This window comes from Pedobacter sp. G11, assembly GCF_003860265.1.
GTDB lineage: Bacteria > Bacteroidota > Bacteroidia > Sphingobacteriales > Sphingobacteriaceae > Pedobacter > Pedobacter agri.
Genome location: NZ_CP034190.1, coordinates 253,720 through 272,851, shown reverse-complemented (window position 1 = coordinate 272,851; position 19,132 = coordinate 253,720). Strand labels below are relative to the sequence as shown.

At 38.3% G+C, this 19,132-nt stretch carries 16 protein-coding genes; 11 read left to right on the top strand and 5 right to left on the bottom strand.

The features are described from left to right. Window positions 1–12 precede the first annotated feature (12 nt). The 3 genes from EA772_RS01100 to EA772_RS21955 all read left to right on the top strand — a co-directional run bounded on the left by EA772_RS01100 (window position 13) and on the right by EA772_RS21955 (window position 3,606). Window positions 13–2,400 (top strand): carboxypeptidase regulatory-like domain-containing protein, encoded by a 2,388-nt coding sequence (locus EA772_RS01100; protein WP_246834016.1) that lies wholly within the window; start codon window positions 13–15, stop codon window positions 2,398–2,400. 393 nt (window positions 2,401–2,793) lie between these two features. Then, window positions 2,794–3,156: a response regulator transcription factor gene (locus tag EA772_RS01095; RefSeq protein ID WP_124910851.1), complete on the top strand. Its 363-nt coding sequence runs from the start codon at window positions 2,794–2,796 to the stop codon at window positions 3,154–3,156. A gap of 312 nt (window positions 3,157–3,468) precedes the next feature. Continuing rightward, on the top strand, window positions 3,469–3,606 hold the full coding sequence (locus tag EA772_RS21955) for a hypothetical protein (RefSeq protein WP_168187453.1): 138 nt from the start codon (window positions 3,469–3,471) through the stop codon (window positions 3,604–3,606). A 269-nt stretch (window positions 3,607–3,875) separates the two neighbouring features. Here the strand turns inward: EA772_RS21955 and EA772_RS01090 are convergent, their stop codons facing one another. Beyond that, window positions 3,876–4,421, bottom strand: a complete 546-nt coding sequence (locus EA772_RS01090; RefSeq protein WP_124910850.1) for a putative glycolipid-binding domain-containing protein — start codon at window positions 4,419–4,421, stop codon at window positions 3,876–3,878. A gap of 336 nt (window positions 4,422–4,757) precedes the next feature. Between EA772_RS01090 and EA772_RS01085 the strand changes: the two genes are divergently transcribed. Beyond that, the gene (locus EA772_RS01085) at window positions 4,758–6,191 is read left to right on the top strand and encodes a DNA/RNA non-specific endonuclease (RefSeq protein WP_168187452.1); all 1,434 of its coding nucleotides are present in this window, start codon (window positions 4,758–4,760) and stop codon (window positions 6,189–6,191) included. Window positions 6,192–6,709: 518 nt separating this feature from the next. Next, window positions 6,710–6,934: a JAB domain-containing protein gene (locus EA772_RS01080; RefSeq protein WP_371683158.1), complete on the top strand. Its 225-nt coding sequence runs from the start codon at window positions 6,710–6,712 to the stop codon at window positions 6,932–6,934. 25 nt (window positions 6,935–6,959) lie between these two features. Here the strand turns inward: EA772_RS01080 and EA772_RS01075 are convergent, their stop codons facing one another. Continuing rightward, window positions 6,960–8,006: a transposase gene (locus EA772_RS01075; protein ID WP_124910849.1), complete on the bottom strand. Its 1,047-nt coding sequence runs from the start codon at window positions 8,004–8,006 to the stop codon at window positions 6,960–6,962. A 1,429-nt stretch (window positions 8,007–9,435) separates the two neighbouring features. Beyond that, on the bottom strand, window positions 9,436–10,017 hold the full coding sequence (locus tag EA772_RS01070) for a Crp/Fnr family transcriptional regulator (protein ID WP_124910848.1): 582 nt from the start codon (window positions 10,015–10,017) through the stop codon (window positions 9,436–9,438). 141 nt (window positions 10,018–10,158) lie between these two features. Between EA772_RS01070 and EA772_RS01065 the strand changes: the two genes are divergently transcribed. From EA772_RS01065 to obgE, 3 genes are all read left to right on the top strand, one after another. Next, window positions 10,159–11,226: an SDR family oxidoreductase gene (locus tag EA772_RS01065; protein WP_124910847.1), complete on the top strand. Its 1,068-nt coding sequence runs from the start codon at window positions 10,159–10,161 to the stop codon at window positions 11,224–11,226. Window positions 11,227–11,590: 364 nt separating this feature from the next. Beyond that, entirely contained in the window at window positions 11,591–12,160 is a 570-nt protein-coding gene (locus tag EA772_RS01060; protein ID WP_010599936.1) for an adenylate kinase, read from the top strand. 162 nt (window positions 12,161–12,322) lie between these two features. Continuing rightward, a complete protein-coding gene (gene obgE / locus EA772_RS01055) occupies window positions 12,323–13,318 on the top strand; it encodes a GTPase ObgE (protein WP_124910846.1) in 996 nt (331 codons plus the stop codon). A gap of 81 nt (window positions 13,319–13,399) precedes the next feature. On the opposite strand, the gene EA772_RS01050 is transcribed toward obgE, so the two are convergent. Further along, the gene (locus EA772_RS01050; protein ID WP_124910845.1) at window positions 13,400–14,143 is read right to left on the bottom strand and encodes a YdcF family protein; all 744 of its coding nucleotides are present in this window, start codon (window positions 14,141–14,143) and stop codon (window positions 13,400–13,402) included. Between the two features lie 63 nt (window positions 14,144–14,206). After that, on the bottom strand, window positions 14,207–14,572 hold the full coding sequence (locus EA772_RS01045) for a YtxH domain-containing protein (RefSeq protein WP_010599939.1): 366 nt from the start codon (window positions 14,570–14,572) through the stop codon (window positions 14,207–14,209). Between the two features lie 486 nt (window positions 14,573–15,058). Here EA772_RS01045 and EA772_RS01040 point away from each other — a divergent pair, with 486 nt between their 5' ends. From EA772_RS01040 to EA772_RS01030, 3 genes are all read left to right on the top strand, one after another. Next, window positions 15,059–15,439, top strand: coding sequence for an OsmC family protein (locus tag EA772_RS01040; protein WP_010599940.1), 381 nt, complete (start codon window positions 15,059–15,061; stop codon window positions 15,437–15,439). Window positions 15,440–15,523: 84 nt separating this feature from the next. Continuing rightward, on the top strand, window positions 15,524–16,777 hold the full coding sequence (locus tag EA772_RS01035) for a DUF2130 domain-containing protein (protein ID WP_010599941.1): 1,254 nt from the start codon (window positions 15,524–15,526) through the stop codon (window positions 16,775–16,777). Between the two features lie 127 nt (window positions 16,778–16,904). Next, the gene (locus EA772_RS01030) at window positions 16,905–19,040 is read left to right on the top strand and encodes a glycoside hydrolase family 97 protein (RefSeq protein WP_124910844.1); all 2,136 of its coding nucleotides are present in this window, start codon (window positions 16,905–16,907) and stop codon (window positions 19,038–19,040) included. Window positions 19,041–19,132 lie beyond the last annotated feature (92 nt).

The window sequence follows — 19,132 nt, the reverse complement described above, 5'->3', positions numbered from 1 at the left end:
TGCCTGTTGTTATTGATCATTATATTAAATGTTGCAAGTTCTGCTGGTCAGCAACCCACGCTTGCAGATGGTATTGAATCTAATCATCACAAAGATTTAAGTTTAAAACTGGAGCGGTTTCTTCAGGAGCACCCGAAAGAGAAAGTTCATGTCCACTTTGATAAAACAATTTACGCGATTGGCGATACCGTTCGGTATAAAATTTATCTTGTTAATGGCTACAATAACCAGTTATCTGCTTTAAGTAAGCTCGTGCATGTTGAAATCGTAAGCGGTGAAGGCCATAGTCAAAAATTACGGCTTCCGGTAAATTCCGGTATGGCAAACGGATATTTGGTTTTAAGCCCTCAAAAGTTTAACCAAGGAAGCTATCCATTTAATGTTCACACCCGTTTGATGGAGCATGGCGCTCAGAAGATTTATACTTTTAATTTAAATATTGGCATAAAAGGAAATGCAAATTTGCCAACTGCTTCCAGTGAGGTTGCTTCACTTCAATTCTATCCTGAAGGCGGCACGTTGGTTGCCGGGCTGAGGTCGAAGGTCGTGGTCAAAAGCCAGGATGCCGGGGGTAATCCTATCGCTGCAAATGGCTATGTGATAAATGAAGGAAATCATAAAGTTGCCGAGTTCGCAACCGAAAAATCCGGGATGGGCATGTTTGCATTATCGCCCAAACAGCAAGGAAAATACAGCGCAGTTTTAGAAAAAAGCGTTGCAAACAGGCGCTTTGAACTGCCAAAAGTAAAGGATAAGGGCTATGTACTGGCTGTAAACAGCACTAATGAAGATACTTTAACGGTAAGAATATCCAAAACGATGACAGTCCAGGATGAGGTGCGGGTGGTTTTTCAAGCCAATGGAAATATATACCATGTTATACCCGTATCGATTGTCTTAGGATCATCAGCACTCAAAATCCCAAAAGCTTTACTGCCTTCGGGTTTGAATGAGGTAGCACTTTTTTCAATGGAGAACACCTTGCTTGCGAACCGGTTTTTATTTGTACCAGAAAAGCAATCATCGAAGCAATTATTCCTGGATCGAAATGAATATGGTACCCGTGAACTCGTTAAAATCAGGCTCAACATATCTGATGACACGGGTGCCGGGCTTGTAGGAGGCTATTCTATTGCTGTAGCCAAAGCAAATGAGCCCCTCGAGGAAAACAACAGTCGCTGGTCAATCTGGTCAAGCCTGATTCTTAATGAAACAAATAAAGACCAAAGCATTGATTTTGATCCTCAGGCGCAAACGGGAAAAGCTGCGCTCGACATGCATCTCATTACACAAAGGTTGGGTTCCTTTTCCTGGGATGAAATATTTACAGACAACCAACCCCCGTCCCAATTTACAGCAGAACGAAGCTTATCCATTGGCGGAAAGGTACTGAAAACAGATGGCATGCCGATGGCTGGCGCAAAACTGAGCCTTTTTGCGGCAAAAAATATGATGCTGATTGATACTTTTGCCAATGAAAATGGCATCTTCAAATTTGAAAACTTCAGCGTTTTAGATAGTACGGAGGTAGTGATCAGGGTAACCAACCTGGGCAATGAAAAAAATGTTCAGATTATATTGGAAGAGGAAGTAGGTAGCATTGAAGATGAAGCCACTTATTTACCAAACGCGAACGGAACCAAAGCAGCAAAAAGCGAAGGATCAAATCAAAACCAACCTCATCCTATCCAATCAAAAGAGAAAGTTAATAAATTAAAAACAGTTGAAATTGCCGCCAAACGTCGACCCGTCATTCCTGGTTCGGTTTATCCTTTCGCGGCTGCACCTCCAGATTATACCATAGAAGCTGAAGAGCTGCACAAGATAATCAGTTTGACAGATTATCTCAGAAGCAGGTTTGCTGGGGTCAGGATAATTAATAATAAAGTTATCGGCACATGCCAAGGAAAAGAAGGCCCAATGTTTATTTTATTAAATGGTCAAAATATCGAGGATTTATCTTTCATCGATCCAAGATCGCTAACTGGGGTACAAATTATCAAAGGTGGTGTGACAGCAGCGGGCATGGCAAACCAATTTGGCGAAAGTTTGTATGGTCAGGGAGTATGCTTTGGCATAATCTTTCTTACCTCCAATCATCATAATCCAAACTTCGCAAAGGTTACTGAGCAAACTACGGGTATCATTCGAAAAAAGATTCCAGGTTTTGCTGCTCCTAAAGCTTTTTCTAGTCCTAACTATGCGATTAAGAAAGACGACATTGCCAAAGATCTTCGTGATCCTTTATTTTGGAAACCTGATATCATTACAGACAAAGAAGGCATGGCAACAGTAGACTTTTATACTGCTGATGAAAAAGGCAGGTATCAGGTGACGTTAGAGGGGATTGGCATCAATGGTCAAATTACGCGGGAAGTGGCATTTTTTACTGTAAAGTAGACGAGGTATAGCTTTAAAAACTATTGAGAAGCGTAAATCCTGATTTTATTTATTTGAAAGATCATGTAAAGGATGTAATCACTGGCATATAAAACTCTTGTATCCATAATCCTAAGTCAAACCCAGTATACGATCGTTATCAATTTAGTCAACGAAACCTTTATCAGGAAAGTAAAATCAATAATACGCTGTCATTAAGTGATTGCTTTCGTATGGATTCAAAACAGAGAAAAGCAAGTCTGTTAGCAGAAATACACGTTTAAATTGGTGTAGATATATTTTTGATCTTCCGTCGCTTGATTGCACCCCTGAATGCCCTGAGTCTTTGCTCAGTGATGAGTTAATTGAAATTGTGTGGATTTTCTGTAAATTTAGGGCAATTAAAAAGTAATCATGGCCAAGATATTAGTAGTTGAAAACGACGCCGGAAATGCTAACGTGCTGCATTTGGAATTAACAGAACAATTGCATCGGGTGAAAACAATTAATGATGCCGCCTTATTAGAGAAGATGATTGATCAATTCCATCCGGAACTTATTGTAATGGATATTTTGCTCGATCAATGTGATGGAAGACAGCTTTGTTTTGATTTGAAGAGATCAATTAAGACTGCGCACATTCCGATATTACTCATTACTGCTATGTTAGAATCCCAAATATATACTATTCCGATTGTTGCTGATAAAGTGATGCTAAAACCATTCGATTATGATGAGCTCGCTCGGACAGTTAATAGTCTTCTGCCTACATCATAAATTTTGCCCCATCAGTTTTTTCCTATTTATTGTTTATCAATAATTATTTCAGGCATTAGGTTTTTGACTCATGCAGGTAGCAACCATCCCTATACTATGCTTTAGGGCAGATTGGAATGGATTACGAACCTTTGCTTTTACCCTTAATAAGGCCTTTGCTTGTCATGATAAACATCAATGCCAGCGTATAAAAATATTTTATCCAAATAAAAATTTTTTGAACGCAAATCATTATTGAAATGCAAAACACTTTATTGTTATTTAAAAGTTTGAATTTTCATCAATGGTTCAACATTAAGCATTGATAGAAAAATGGGAACGATTGATTTTGATTTAAGACCACGACCACAATTTGGCCTAACTTATCAAAACTATGGCTTGTACTTGGCATATTCAGTTGGAACAGAAAACCATCAGGATGGATCGTTGGTAGCCCAAACCATCGGGTAAATGCGAATTATTGAAGGTTTGGCATCAATTATAAGTTAAAATAATAGGAGGGGTAACGCAATTTTGATTTTCACATGCCCCAGGAAGGCGGTACCTATAAATCACTTACTAAGTATAAAACATTAGAAGTTTTAAGTGAATATTAAATCATTAAAATTGACATCACCACCGATCTATCTTGATAAACCATAAAAAGTGAATAGAGTATAAATCACAACTGATTTAGGTTAAGAGATGCTTTGCAGAGCAGGTTTAGATTCTATTATTTTCTAAACTATCCTTTCAAACAAAGTGGGATAAAGATTGACAAATCCGCTGTCGTCAACGTTAAGGTCAGCTTCAAAATTTTTTGGAATGTTTTCGTAGTGATAATTAAGGTCAGAATTCTTACTGTACTTTTGTTTTACCGCTTCAATTGACCCGTTAAAAATATCAACATACATGACTTTAACTGTCTTTTTTTGATGAGCACTAAAATGCAGATGATTGATGGGTAGCGTATTGGTGAAGGGTGTCAATGAAATATCTATAAAGTCGAAGTTTCGGAATTGCGGCTTAATTTCTCCGTTTATTGACCAATCACTATTAATTTTTTCTCCCAATATCCTTTTTTTATTGTTATTGACCTCAAACTCTATTTTAAAATTGGTTAATGTCCAATCTTTCGCAATAACCAATGAATAATCTACCCAATAAAATTTATCTTCAAAAGTTCCGATGATTCTTGACTTCACCGTGAAGTTCTGATGCGTTTCAGACAACTGGAAATATTCAAGAGCCTTATAATAAATTCCTTTCCAAATGATTGTTTTCATAGTATTGATGGCTATCGCATGAAATTGATTTTGCGTTTTTAGATTCGGCCGGAACCACGCTAGCCTGCTGGTCTAAATGTTACTGTACTATTTTCGAAAAATAAACACAGATTTTCCAACTGTTGTTTGACCAATAGCCCTGAATCAGGTTCTATCGGAACCATTAATTGGGTTGCTAATCAATCAGCCTTAGAGCTGCCTGTTAAAACCCTTATAAGCGCAGGAGCCCTTTCCCGAATTGTTAGCAATAATATAACCTTGCAATCGCCATTTCTTTATACCTTCGTATTCATTTTAAAAGATCTGAATAGTGCATACCCTAAGACATTTAAAAAAATGACATTTAAAAACATCCTTATCTATTCGGGGTTCATTGGAATCCTGTCGCTATCGGCTTGTTCAAAAAAAACAACGGTTGAAGAAGAAACACCTGCCACGCCACCAAAGGCACCTACGGCCTATGCCATTACTGAAACATTCGAAGCGGGTACGAAAGGAGCCTATGCTTTAGACAGTGTTCAGCTGTTAACCGGAAAATGGACCATGAGTGATGCCCTTATCGGCAACCTTGCTGCAGATGCTAAAAATGGTGCAAAATCTGTCAGGTTGAGAACAGGCTACCTGTCTATGAATTTTGACGTAGCAGGTGCGAAAATGATCTATGTGTCGCATGCAAAATACGGCACAGACGCGAATTCTACCTGGCAGCTTCTGGCCTCCACGGATGGTGGTAAAACCTATGCTCAGCTCGGTTCAGATATTGCTGAAACCAGTACAACTTTAGTAACAGATTCGTTCAAAGTGAGCAGCACCGGTAAAATCCGTTTCCAGATTAAGAAGGCAGGCACCACCAGGATCAATATCGATGACATTATTTTTAAGGGCACTGGCGATCCGGGTATTACGGTAGGTGCACCAGATACCGATCCTGTGGATAATGGAAACTCCACCAATCCAACACCCGGAAGAGGAACGCCCGAGGCAGGTGCAGATGCGCCCCCGGCAGGTGGAGACAATTCAAACTTATTATTTGGCAATCCTTCAGGTGCGATGGCGACAGTAGTTTCAGCGGAAAACTACCTGATTGATCAGAAATATTATGTAGAAAGTTACAGCATGACCCGTGGCATTCCAAACTGGGTGAGCTGGCACTTAGATCCAAATAACTTCAATGGTACCGCAAGCAGAAAAGATGATTTTGCTGCATTCACCGGCCTGCCAGCCAATTGGTACCAGGTGCAAAGCAACAGCTATTCAGGTTCAGGTTTCGATAGAGGGCACAATTGTCCAAGTGGCGACCGTACCAGTTCCAGTACCGCTAACTCAGCAACTTTTCTAATGACCAATATGATCCCTCAGGCTCCAAATAACAACCAGAAAACCTGGGAGTCTTTCGAAAGTTACCTTCGTGGCCAGGCATTAAACGGTTATGAGGTTTATGTGATCATGGGCAGTTATGGTACCGGTGGCATTGGTTCAGCGAGTGCATCGGTAGTGAATAGCATTAACAATGGAAAAGTAACGGTTCCGGCAAACGTTTGGAAGGTAGCGGTACTTTTAAAAACAGGCGATAACGATTTAAGCCGGGTGACATCTTCCACGCGGGTAATTGCCATTAATACACCTAACATTAACAGCACCAGTGCAAGCTGGAAAGATTATATTGTTTCCGTTCGCGACATTGAAGCTGCAACAGGTTACAACCTGCTCTCCAACTTATCACAAAATATCCAGGATGTGGTGGAGAAGATAAAAGATAGTGGGAACTAATCAACCTATTGAACTAATTGATCCGAGTAACAATAACTAATAAATTTAAAAATGGGGGAATGTCAAAAGCTTCCCCCATTTTTATTGGTACTTCCTGATGGCAATTTGAATAAGGGCTACGCCTTTTTATTGTCTTGGGCGCTTAGATAGGTCGAGTCGAAACTTCCCTTTAACCAAGCACTTTGCCAAAATCACGAACATCCGGCGCAATCAGGTATCTGCCGGTATAACTATCAACACTATCCACCATATTGGTTGCACTGGTGGTTGAGGCGTAATGCTCAAGGTAATGCTAATCGCGGGCATCTTTGCTGCTGATCAGGACCAAACAAAGGCAGCCAGCAAGCCCGCCAATGGCGAGCAATGTGAAATCAAATGTAATTCTAATCATGTTGCTATTTGTGTGTATCTGTATTTACATATGGCCAGACTGTCAGCATCTGTTCACAGATTGCATTTACGGGCAAATACATGAGAAATAACATCATTAAGTTTACAGAATATCGCTTTATCCAAAAGTGATATGTTTAAACTTTAGTGCTAAAGCCAGAACCAAAGCGGTGCGCTACCCATATAAAATCTTATTTTGCGATCGCCACCCTAGCGGTAATCTAAGGCCTAGCGAAGCTGATAAACTATTTGTTAAGAAGTTAAAAGAAGGTGGAAAGCTTTCGGATATTGAGGTGTGTGATCACATCATCGTTACTAATCGTAACTATGTTAGCTTCGCTGACGAGTGTTAATGTAAATTAATTTAGCTGGGGTTGATCACCTAAGCTTATTGGTAACTGGTTTAAGAGAGACGTACCCTTTCTCATAAAATCTATCAACACGAACACATGCGAAAACTCTGCATATCAACTTGAATTTAATTGCATTCATAACTGACATCTTGTTCTTTTTATCAACATCTACTCTGCGCCTATAATATGCTTTAATGCTAGGATCATGTCCAATACATGTTCTTACTCCATTATGAAGCAATGATTTAATTCGCTTATTTGCTAGATGCGAAACTCTTGCCTTTTTTTTAACACTTGTCCCAGAATCATATTCAAACGGTGCCACACCACAATAGGACGCAAAAGTTCTTGCCGTTGTAATTGTTTTGAATTCATTCGTATGTATTAGGATTTGTAAAGCAGTTACTTCGCCTATACCCATTACAGAAAGCATAATCTTCATAAGTCGGTTACAATGATCATCATTTGTATAAAGAGCTTTGATCTTTATATCAATATTTGTTATCAAATCCTCAATTTGAACAATTGACGGGTTGCATAGGTTGATATTCGCCGCAGATATAGCTGGATCAATAAAATTAGTATCTTCATTCAGCGGAGTGGTTATGATAACACCGACCTTCACCATTCTTTCCCTTAATGTTGATAAGCTACTGAGCTCATCTATAATCTTCCTGCGAGGTACCCACAGCTTCAATTCCTGAAGGTTCTTGATGAGATATCGGGCGATTCGAGCAGCATCGAGTTTATCATTTTTGCCTCTAATGATTCCGAGAGAATTCTTAATTCGGATGGATGGTTCAACAACTATTTTTGCTTTCATTTTGGTTAAAGTATTTAACAGCATGAGACCATATACTCCGGTGACTTCCATTCCAAATATTGCATAGCCTAATTTGAAGCCTGAAATTTCTCTAAGCTTTAGAACAAATTCCTTGATTGACTCCACGTTGTTTGCCACTCTTCCATTTAAAACATTCCCTCCAGCATATCTTAAACAATAGTTAAATGTAGCTTTAGAGACATCTATTCCAATGAAATATTTAATAACAGTGAGCTTGCTCTCTATCATAATGCATTCTGATTTAACAAGCCACTCTAAAGTCCTTTAATCAAAAATAAATTCTTCTACAGATTGAAATAGGTCGCGTCTTCCAAAATAAACAAACCGCCTTTAGGCTTATGGTCTTGAATAGATCTATATTAACAGCTGTCCTAAATCTATCTTAAAAGTGAAGACATGTTGGTTGAGTGATTTGTTATTACAAGATAAACAAAAACTAGAATTAGTGCAAGTAAGAAATCAAACCACTCTAAAGGCCTTTAATCATATTAAGATTTATAATCTACTTCAACATATAGGTTGCTTCTTCCGCAGTATAGTGTTCATTTTTGAGCTTAAAATAGTGCATAGGTAAAACTATAATGATTGATAAGTTTATCTCAAAAATGTAAATACAAACGGTTGAGTGATTTGATAGTACAAAATAAGAAATTTCATTGTCAATAAGAATGTGGATGCGGTCGTATCCGATTTATATATATTAGTTAATCTAATAGAGTTTTACTGACAAGTGATGTAAAACATAATTGTCTTGATTGAAAAGATCAGCTAGGGCAATTAGAAATTGGGTTAACTGAAACTCTTTCTAATCAATCTTGATAAAACTTAGTAAGTTCACGAAGATAAGTCGATTTGACTTATGCTTACATGTCGATTAGCTTTCATAATCTCTGTCACATGGATTTATTGGCCTACAGTAATAGAGACCACATTAACTGAAAGTTTGGACCGCAACCGTTAAGCCACAAATGCTGGGATGCGCAGTTAAGTTCTGTTAAGTATTTGTTGAATTCCCTGTCAAAATAAAAAAGGGGTAATTCCATGAATTGGCCAACAATTCTTTAAAGGTGTTGGACAACTTGTAAATATTGGCAGTTATTTCTAATTGATTAATCCTGCTTAAAAGTCTTTCCGCTTCGATGCAAATCTAGTCAATTGGGCTTGGACTTTTTTATCGAATATCATTCTACCTGCAACATTAATATAAATGTCAGAATTTTTCCTCATTGATTGTTAGTTCCTTTTGGGAAGAGGAGGTCGTAATTACTCGATCCGAGCTAATTCTCGCTAGTTTACTAATCTAAATATACATGAGAAATAGTTGCTTAAGTAAATGTTCAATTAAGCTCCCTTTTACTTTCTACAGAATATTATTTACATAGAAACCCTAACTTGATAGTGGTCGTAAAATGAAACAAAATGATCCGTTTACAACCAACGTTAAAAGTTCTTAAGTTAAATAAAAGTGCTTTTACAATCCATAAATCGCTATTTTTCTCTTTCATTAACAGAATTAAACAACGTAAGCAGAGGTATTAATTGTTCGATTGTAGTCCCCTCTAGTGCACCAAATGGAGTTAGATCTTAAAGATTTAGCTCCATTTTTTTTGCAATGATTTTCAGCATAAAAAATTCTGAATTTCAGTAACGCTATTAACTATTTTTTTGAAATTAAGTTTTTCTTGATTCTACTCAATGTTTCAGGGGCGATACCCAGATAAGAAGCAATGAGATTTTGTGGAATGCGCTCAATAATTTTAGGGTTTGATGCTGACAATTCCAGGTAACGCTCTTCAGCGCTATGAGTAATGTTACTCATCAACCTTCGCTCTTTGGTCACCAGGCTATTTTGATAAAGAATCCGGAAGTAGCGATCCATGATGGGTACTGTCAGGGTTAAGGCTTCATAATTGCTTTTGGAAAGCAACAATAATTCTGAATCTTCAATCGCATCGATATTAAAAACAGCGGGTTCGCCTGAGAGAAAGCTATTGAAATCTGATAGCCACCATCCTTCCCAGCCAAAAATGCTCATATGTTCGTTGCCCTTTTCATCGATATTGTAGGTGCGGAGTAAGCCTTTGGCAACAAAAACGAGGTTTTTGCAAACTTCTCCCTCCTGTAACAGGTATTGCCTTTTTCTTAATTTTTTGGTCGAAAAGAAACCCTTGATCAGTTCTTTATCCTTATCACTAAGCAAAACTTTTTCTTCAATGTGACTGAAAAGGGTATTGATCATGCCTGAACTTTTTGAAGCAAAGATAAAGTTTTCGCAACACAAGACTGGCGCTTGATTTAGATCAAGCATATTTATTGACGCAAATCAAGTGCTAGCTGTAATTGTTCAGGTAATTTTGAACATCACTTAAAAATTAATAAAATGGATAAAATAGCATTAGTAGTTGGTGCGAGTGGCATTACCGGAAGCAACTTAGCAATTAAGCTGATTGCCGATGGTTGGGATACATACGGTTTGGCCAGGAATCCAAATCGTGAAATAAATAACTTAAAACCTGTAGCGGCAGATTTGCTAGATCTTGATGGCCTGAAATTAAGTTTAGCGGAAATAAAACCCACCCATGTTTACATTACTACCTGGATGCGGAATGACACCGAGGCTGAAAATATTCGGGTAAATAGTTTAATGGTTCGCAATTTACTTGATGCATTGTCTGTACGTCAATCTGTAGTGCATGTGGCCCTGGTAACAGGTTTAAAACATTATTTAGGTCCGTTTGAGGCTTATGCCAAAGATGGATTTTTACCTGAAACGCCTTTAAGAGAAGAGCATCCCAGACTGGATATAGAGAATTTTTATTACGCTCAGGAAGATGAGGTTTACGCTGCGGCAGCTCGCGATGGTTTCACCTGGAGTATTCACCGGCCGCATACGGTCATTGGTCAGGCAGTTGGAAATGCGATGAATCTGGGTACTACCTTAGCTGTTTATGCCTCAATTTGTAAGGCAACAGGGCGCAAGTTCAGGTGGCCCGGCTCAGCGGCGCAATGGAATGGCTTGTCAGATGTTACTGATGCAGGTGTGTTGGCCGAACACCTTATCTGGGCATCAACAACCGATGAAGCAAAAAACGAAGCTTTCAATGTAGTAAATGGCGATGTGTTCCGCTGGAGCCGGCTATGGAAAAGATTGGCAGCATACTTTCAAATTGAATCATTGGGTTTTGAGGGTACCATCTGCCCACTTGAACAAGAGATGAAAGATGATGCTGAAGTTTGGAGAAAAATTGCGGTAGAACACGAGCTGAAAGAAACTAATTTAAGTCGACTTGCCTCTGCATGGCATACCGATCTTGATCTTGGCAGGCCGATTGAAGTGATGACTGACATGTCAAAAAGTAGAAAAAAGGGATTTTTAGTATTTCAGGATACTGAAGATGCATTTTATAAATTATTCGATACGCTCCGTCGGAGTCATTTAATACCTTAATCGGAAAATGTCGAACTAAAACCATAATAAATCCACGATTTTTTTATTTACCACTAACATATTGTCAAGATTTGCGATAAAAATTTCAATGGAAATAGTTCTGTTATAATTTTTTGTTCGGATTAATGAGGTTTTTAGATGAGGATGTTAGGTGGGTGTGGCTTAATGCCTAACATTCTTCTTAAAACAATTTGTTTGGTTTTAAACAAGTTAGTTTTTTAAATAAATTGCCATTTATAAAACTCATCTAAATTAATAATTATATATTTGCAGCCTTGAAAGGCAACACTTTGTGTTATTTTTTCAATTTAAATGAGTCGCAACAATAAGGCTCTTAGTTTTAAAGACAACCTAAACCACGTTAATGCTTAATTTAGTTCTCTTTGGCCCTCCAGGGGCGGGTAAAGGCACCCAATCTGCAAAATTGATTGAAAAATATCAGTTAGTACATGTTTCAACAGGCGATCTTTTTAGAGCACACGTAAAAGGTGAAACAGAATTAGGAAAAAAAGTTAGCCAGTTGTTAGCTGATGGAGAATTGGTTCCGGATGCAATTACAATTGCCATGCTTGAAGAAGAGGTAGATAAAAATCCTGAAGCAAAGGGATTTGTATTCGATGGTTTTCCACGCACCGTTCCTCAGGCAAAAGAACTTGATTTATTTTTAGAGCGTAAGGGAAGCAAAATTGCTGGCGTTATCGCTTTAGATGTTGATCAGGAAGAGTTAACAAAACGCATTGCTGAACGACATAAGATAAGTGGCCGTCCGGATGATGACGCAGAAAAACTAAAAAAACGTATTTCAGAATACTTTGAAAAAACCATTCATGTATTACCTTATTATGAGGAGCAGGGAAAGTTGAAAAAAGTAAATGGAATAGGTGAAATAGAAAGAGTTTATACTGATCTTTGCAACGTAATTGATCAGTTTTAAATAATAATTTTTTAAAAATTAACATCCGCAGAAAAAGCAATAGTTGTTTTTTGCGGATGTTTGTTTTTTAACGATTTTTGTAATCTTAAATCGTACAGTAAAATATAATAAGAATTTACCATCGGTTTTTAATTCAAAATCGCCAAACTAAAAGTTAATAATATGTCACAGGGATCGAATTTCGTGGATTATGTAAAAATTTGTTGTCGCTCTGGTAAGGGTGGGGCAGGTTCTGCACATTTACATAGAGATATCCTCACCTCAATGGGTGGCCCTGATGGTGGCGATGGCGGACGTGGTGGCCATATTACGGTGGTTGGTAACAGCAACATTTGGACATTATTGCACCTTAAATACCGCAAACATATTATTGCCGAAGATGGAATGGCGGGTGGAAGTTCGCACAAATTTGGGCGACAAGGTAAAGATGAAATTTTAGAAGTGCCGCTTGGTACCATTGCTAAAGATGCTGAAACTGGTAAAGTCCTTTTTGAAATTACCAAACATGGCGAAACCAAAATTTTAACTGCTGGTGGTCGCGGCGGTTTGGGTAATGCCCATTTTAAAAACTCTGTTCAGCAAACACCTCGGTTTGCGCAGCCAGGTGAGCCTGGTCAGGAAGTTTGGAATATTCTTGAACTTAAGGTTTTGGCCGACGTAGGTTTGGTAGGTTTCCCTAATGCGGGTAAATCAACTTTATTGTCTGTGGTTTCTGCGGCTAAACCAGAAATTGCCGATTATCCTTTCACTACCATTGTTCCGAACTTAGGCATTGTAAGTTACCGTGGCGGGAAATCTTTCGTAATGGCTGATATTCCAGGTATCATCGAAGGGGCGTCAAAAGGTAAGGGTTTAGGTTACCGTTTCTTACGTCATATTGAGCGTAATTCTGTATTATTATTTATGGTCCCTGCTGATACAAGTAGAACGATTAAAGAAGAATATGAAATTCTAAAAAGCGAGTTGGAATCTTACAACCCTGAATTGATGCAAAAGCCGCATGTACTGGCAATTACAAAATCTGATATGTTAGATGATGAACTCATGGCAGAAATGAAACGGGAGTTGCCAAACATTCCATCGATATTTATTTCATCAGTTGCAGAGAAAAATATTTTAGAGTTAAAAGATATGCTTTGGAAAGCAATTGAAGCTTAAATCATTATTTAATGAGCTAATTTTTGGTTGATTTTTGGAAACCATTTAACAACAAAATTCAGCAATTAAATCACGCAATAATCAGCTGCGAAACTTATCTACAACCAAACCCACCCATTCTTTTAAAATATATTGCCAGTAGCTTAAGGTACCAGCATCGGGCATATAAAAATCAGAAATATCGTAACTATCCTTGCCAATAAAATCAGTAGGGTAATAGTCAAGTTCTCGGTTAAAGGCCTTATTAAAAATCATTCGGGAGCGAGGGATATGCCAGGCACTTGTAATTACCAGTACCGATGCATTTTGACCATTTCTATTGGCTATTTCTACACTATATTTTGCGTTCTCAATGGTGTTTTTGCTTCTATTCTCAATCAGTACTGCCGAATCTGGAATGCCAATTTTGTGCAAATAAGTTGAGGTTAAATCGGCTTCAATAGATTCGGAACCAATTAACTTACCCGAACCGCCACTAATTAAAATCTTCCTGATTACGCCAGTTTTATACAAATAAATGGTTTGTATAAGCCTGTCGCCACGTTCGTTTGCCGCCAATTGACCACCCTTTGTAGATTTTGAAAAACCGCCTAATAAGATGCCAATATCATATTGCTTTTTAGGCGGATATGAAACCTCGTAAATATTATAAACCTTGCCAACCAAAAAACGGTTAGAAAAAACAAATAATAATATTATTCCAAAGATAAAGAGGTTTTTCCTACGCTGTTGGTTTCTAGTAAAAAAGGCAAATACAAGTGTTACAAAAATCCAAATAATGGGCTGTAACGCAAAAATTAAAAGCTTTGAAAAAATGAATGACATTAGGCTGTTTTAAAACCAAATGTATAACCAAATTCTAAGAAAATAAACTTTTAACAGATTAAACTAGCCTTGTCCTTCTTGTACCTGACCATTCTCATGGGCATGTTCCAGAATTTCTTTGATGTCTGACTTAGTTTTTTTAGTAACCTTATGTTTAAAATGAGGCACCTCATGTTCAACAATATCTTCCTCAATCGCTTCCACTCCAAATACTTTTTCTTTCAAAAGGTTGTATTTATCCTGAAAACCATAACGCAGATTTTTGGCACCACTGGCAATTTTACCTCTGGTTCCAGCACCGCTATCAGGGGCAAATAAAACGCTGATTACTGCACCTGCTGCTAATCCTGCAACTAACGCTAAAGCAATTTGAGCATTGCTGTTTGATTTGTGAGCAAAATATTTTCCGATTAACTTTCTGTACTTCATGATATTGTGTTTTTTAAAAGGAACAAACGCTACTTCATAATGTTTCGTTATTTTTAAATTCGATTGTAAATCAAACCTCTAAAACGATTTTTTTTGGCAGCGCAATGACGCTGCAGCTATTAAAAATCGGTCCCGCTTTTCGTTTCAATCTTGTTAAAACTTCTGCTTTGCTGAGGCACGAAGAATCAGTTTCATTGGTTGCAGATGCTTCGTGCCTCAGCATGACAGTTTATTCAGGGTTGCTACAAATAAAAAATATTTCCACTTCAATCGGGGCTAAACAGCAAAAGCTTTTTCCATTTTAGCGTTTTGCAGGGTGCTTAACCCTTGTTTCTAAACCTGATTTTAATGGAAAGCCCGCAAGCGAGGTACGAGTGCGGACTTGGAATGGTAAGCAGGGCTGCAAGCCGCCATGCACACGGAACCCTCATTTTCCAAAAAAATAATTTGATTTTAGGTAAGTTTAAACTTTTAAATTGAATAATAATGGTAAAAGCAACAATAAACAAAGAGCATTATGCATGTGCGGTAACAAACGGAACACATGATATCGTGATAGATGAACCGGCAGATTTAGGCGGAACGAATAAGGGTTTTGCGCCAAAAGGATTGTTAATGGCGTCCCTTGCATCTTGTGTAGCCATTACACTGCGGATGTATGTAGATAGAAAGGGTTGGGCAGTTGACAAAATTGAGGTGGAAGTGAACATGGGTATAGAGAATGCGCAGAATATTTTCCTGGAAGAGATTACTTGTACCGGCCAGTTGACTGAAGAGCAGAAACAAAGATTAGAGGATATTGCGGCGAAATGCCCGGTAAGTAAAATACTGACGGCAGGTAACGAAGTTCGGTCGAAAGTGCTTTAAAAAAATGGTGCAAAACTCGTTTACCTTTTCCTAAAAAGCTTTAATATCTTTGTACCTCTTCAACTTTGTGATTAAAAATTATTTATGGCTACCGAAATTAAATGCCCAAACTGTGCTCATGTTTTTCCGATGGAAGAAGCCATGGCCGAAGATTATAAGCGAGAGTTACGTGATAAGATGATTGCTTTTACAAAGGAAAATGATGCAAAGTTGCAGAAAAGACTTGCTGAATTTGAGAACGAAAAGCAGCTGCAACAAAAAACTTTTGAAGCTAAACTGATTGAAGAGAAGAATAAGCTGAAAGGCGATTTAGAAGAAAATCTGCGTAAAAGTATTGCATCAGATTTCGAAACCAAATTGCAAATGCTGGAAGGCAATGCAAAGGAAAATGAAGAAAAGCTGAAACTTGCACGCGAAAAGGAGTTAGAGTTTTTGCGTAGAGAGCAAAGTTTAAAGCTAAAAGAGGAAGAAATGGAGCTGGCTTTCCAGCGTAAAATGCAAGAGCAACGCAACGAGTTGGTGGAGCAGATTCGTAAACAGGAAGCTGAAAAAAATAGCATTAAAGATACCGAGCACCAGCTTCGTTTAAAAGAGCTTGAAAAACAACTCGACGACCAAAAGAAACTGGCCGAAGAAATGAAGCGAAAAGCGGAACAGGGCAGTATGCAGCTTCAAGGCGAAGTACAGGAACTTATTCTGGAAGAATTACTGCGTAGCAACTTCCCTTTCGATTTAATTGAAGAAGTAGGCAAAGGGGTACGTGGTGCGGATTGTGTACAAGTTGTGCGTAACCAATTCGGGCAGGAATGCGGTAAAATTATTTATGAAAGCAAGCGTACCAAAGATTTTGGTGGCGACTGGATTGAAAAACTGAAAAAAGACATGCGAAGCATGGGCGTTGATGTGGCGGTAATCGTGAGTCAATGTTACCCAAAGGGAATGGATTGTTTTGGGCAGAAAGATGGTGTTTGGATTTGCTCTTTTGAAGAAGTGAATGCAGTAGCTTATGTGTTGCGTGATGGAATCCTGCGTTTATCTACAGCGATGAAGTCGCAGGAAAACCGAGGCGACAAAATGCATATGTTATACGATTACCTTACCGGAGCCGAATTTTCTGAGCAATGGAAAGCCATTCGCGAGGGTTTTATGAGCATGAAATTATCCATCCAACGCGAACGCGATGCCATGGAACGTTTATGGAAAGCCCGTGAAAAGCAACTGGAAAAAGTATTGTTAAATGCTACGCATATTCGGGGTTCGATTGAGGGAATTGCCGGGAGCGATAGCATTCAGTTAAGTTTAACAGATGATGAGGATGAAACCTTGTTGTTGGATTAAAAACGATACAGCTAAATGAATTCGTTATTGCGAGGCACAAAGCAATCTTTTTATAGATCTTAATTGAGATTGCTTTGTGCCTCGCGATGACGGGGAATGTAAATGATTATAAAATAAATGATATAAAGTGAATAAAAACCTAAACAAAAAAACTATTAACCGCTCTCTATTGCTAGCAATTATTTGCTTTTTACTTTTTTCCGGGAACGTTTCCGGACAAGAATTAAAATCGCCTGATGCAAATTTGGTGGCTAACTTTTCATTAGCTGACGGTGGTGTTCCAACCTACAAGTTGAAATACAAAGGCAAAGACGTAATCAAAGCGAGCAAACTTGGTTTAGAACTTAAAGAAGGTAAATCTTTAATGAACGGTTTCACCATTACGGATACCAAAACCAGTACTTTTAACGAAACCTGGAAACCGGTTTGGGGCGAGGTGAAGGATATTGTCAATCACTATAACGAATTAGCGGTTACGCTCACACAAAAAGAAAGCAATCGTTTCATTATTATTCGCATGCGTTTATTTAATGATGGCCTGGGTTTCAGGTATGAATTTCCAGAACAAAAAAATCTGGATTACTTCATCATCAAAGAAGAAAAAACGCAATTTGCTTTAGCTGGAGATCATAAAGCGTTTTGGTTACCGGGCGATTATGATACGCAGGAATATAGCACCACGACTTCAAATTTATCAGAAGTGCGAGGCAAAATGAAAACTGCAGTAACACCAAACGCATCGCAGACTACCTTTTCTCCAACTGGTTTACAAACACCTTTAATGATGAAAAGTAAAGATGGTTTGTACATCAACATTCACGAGGCGGCTTTGGTTAATTACTCGTTAATGTCGCTAAATCTTGATGATAAAGACATGGTTTTAGAATCGTGGTTAACGCCTGACGCAGTAGGGGATAAAGGGTATTTACAAGCTTCATGCGTATCACCCTGGAGAACAATTATTGTGAGTGATAAAGCAGGCGATATTCTAACTTCTAAACTGACTTACAATCTTAACGAACCTACAAAATTTAAAGATGTATCGTGGATAAAACCAACCAAATATGTTGGTGTTTGGTGGGAAATGATTACTGGAAAAAGCACCTGGGCGTATAACGATTTAACTAGTGTGCAATTAGGTGTAACCGATTATTCGAAAACTAAACCAAACGGAAAGCATGCTGCAAATACCGCTCATGTAAAAGAATATATTGATTTTGCGGCTAAACACGGTTTAGACGGTGTATTAGTTGAAGGATGGAATGAAGGTTGGGAAGATTGGTTCGGCAAAACAAAAGATTATGTTTTTGACTTCGTTACGCCATATCCAGACTTTGATGTGAAAGAATTGCATCGCTATGCGGCAAGCAAAAACGTAAAAATGATTATGCACCATGAAACATCATCATCGGTTCGTAATTACGAAAGACATTTGGATACCGCTTACAAATTTATGAAAGCCAATGGTTACGATGCGGTGAAAAGCGGTTATGTGGGCAATATGATTCCCCGTGGAGAGCATCATTATGGTCAGTGGTTAAACAACCATTATTTGTACGCCATTGAAAAAGCTGCGGAATATAAGATTATGGTAAATGCCCACGAGGCGGTTCGCCCGACAGGTTTGGCTCGTACTTATCCTAACTTAATCGGTAATGAATCTGCCCGCGGAACGGAATATGAAGCTTTCGGTGGAAATAACGCCGATCATACTACTATTCTACCGTTTACCCGTTTAATTGGTGGTCCTATGGATTACACGCCAGGCATTTTTGAAACTAAAGTAAGTGCATATAACCCTGAAAATAATTCATTTGTCCATACAACTTTAGCTCGCCAGTTGGCGCTTTATGTCACCATGTACAGTCCTTTGCAAATGGCTGCGGATTTACCAGAGACCTACAATAAATATTTGGACGCTTTCCAATTTATTAAAGATGTGGCGGTTGACTGGGATGATACTAAGGTTTTAGAAGCAGAACCCGGCGATTATATTACATTTGCCCGTAAGGCAAAAGGGAAAAACAACTGGTTTGTTGGAAGAACAAATGATGAGGTGGCCCGTACATCAAAGATTGATTTCAGCTTTTTAGATGCAGGTAAAAAATATACTGCAACCATTTATGCTGATGCAAAGGATGCGCATTACGAAACGAATCCAAAAGCTTATACCATCCGCAAGATGGAAGTAACCAATAAAACCAGGTTGACTTTAAATTGTGCTCCTGGTGGCGGTTATGCAATTAGCATCATGGCAAAATAGGTTTAATGATTTAACAGCAAAGAACGCTAAGTTTTCGCGAAGTGTTGAAGTTAGTTACCTCAAAGTACATAAAGCTTTATTAAGTAATGAGT

Bases quoted from the DNA above. Each gene is read 5' to 3' on its own strand.
- EA772_RS01095 (WP_124910851.1), top strand. From the start codon at position 2,794: ATGGCCAAGATATTAGTAGTTGAAAACGACGCCGGAAATGCTAACGTG.
- EA772_RS21955 (WP_168187453.1), top strand. From the start codon at position 3,469: ATGGGAACGATTGATTTTGATTTAAGACCACGACCACAATTTGGCCTA.
- EA772_RS01090 (WP_124910850.1), bottom strand. From the start codon at position 4,421: ATGAAAACAATCATTTGGAAAGGAATTTATTATAAGGCTCTTGAATAT.
- EA772_RS01085 (WP_168187452.1), top strand. From the start codon at position 4,758: ATGACATTTAAAAACATCCTTATCTATTCGGGGTTCATTGGAATCCTG.
- EA772_RS01075 (WP_124910849.1), bottom strand. From the start codon at position 8,006: ATGATAGAGAGCAAGCTCACTGTTATTAAATATTTCATTGGAATAGAT.
- EA772_RS01070 (WP_124910848.1), bottom strand. From the start codon at position 10,017: ATGATCAATACCCTTTTCAGTCACATTGAAGAAAAAGTTTTGCTTAGT.
- EA772_RS01065 (WP_124910847.1), top strand. From the start codon at position 10,159: ATGGATAAAATAGCATTAGTAGTTGGTGCGAGTGGCATTACCGGAAGC.
- EA772_RS01060 (WP_010599936.1), top strand. From the start codon at position 11,591: ATGCTTAATTTAGTTCTCTTTGGCCCTCCAGGGGCGGGTAAAGGCACC.
- obgE (WP_124910846.1), top strand. From the start codon at position 12,323: ATGTCACAGGGATCGAATTTCGTGGATTATGTAAAAATTTGTTGTCGC.
- EA772_RS01050 (WP_124910845.1), bottom strand. From the start codon at position 14,143: ATGTCATTCATTTTTTCAAAGCTTTTAATTTTTGCGTTACAGCCCATT.
- EA772_RS01045 (WP_010599939.1), bottom strand. From the start codon at position 14,572: ATGAAGTACAGAAAGTTAATCGGAAAATATTTTGCTCACAAATCAAAC.
- EA772_RS01040 (WP_010599940.1), top strand. From the start codon at position 15,059: ATGGTAAAAGCAACAATAAACAAAGAGCATTATGCATGTGCGGTAACA.
- EA772_RS01035 (WP_010599941.1), top strand. From the start codon at position 15,524: ATGGCTACCGAAATTAAATGCCCAAACTGTGCTCATGTTTTTCCGATG.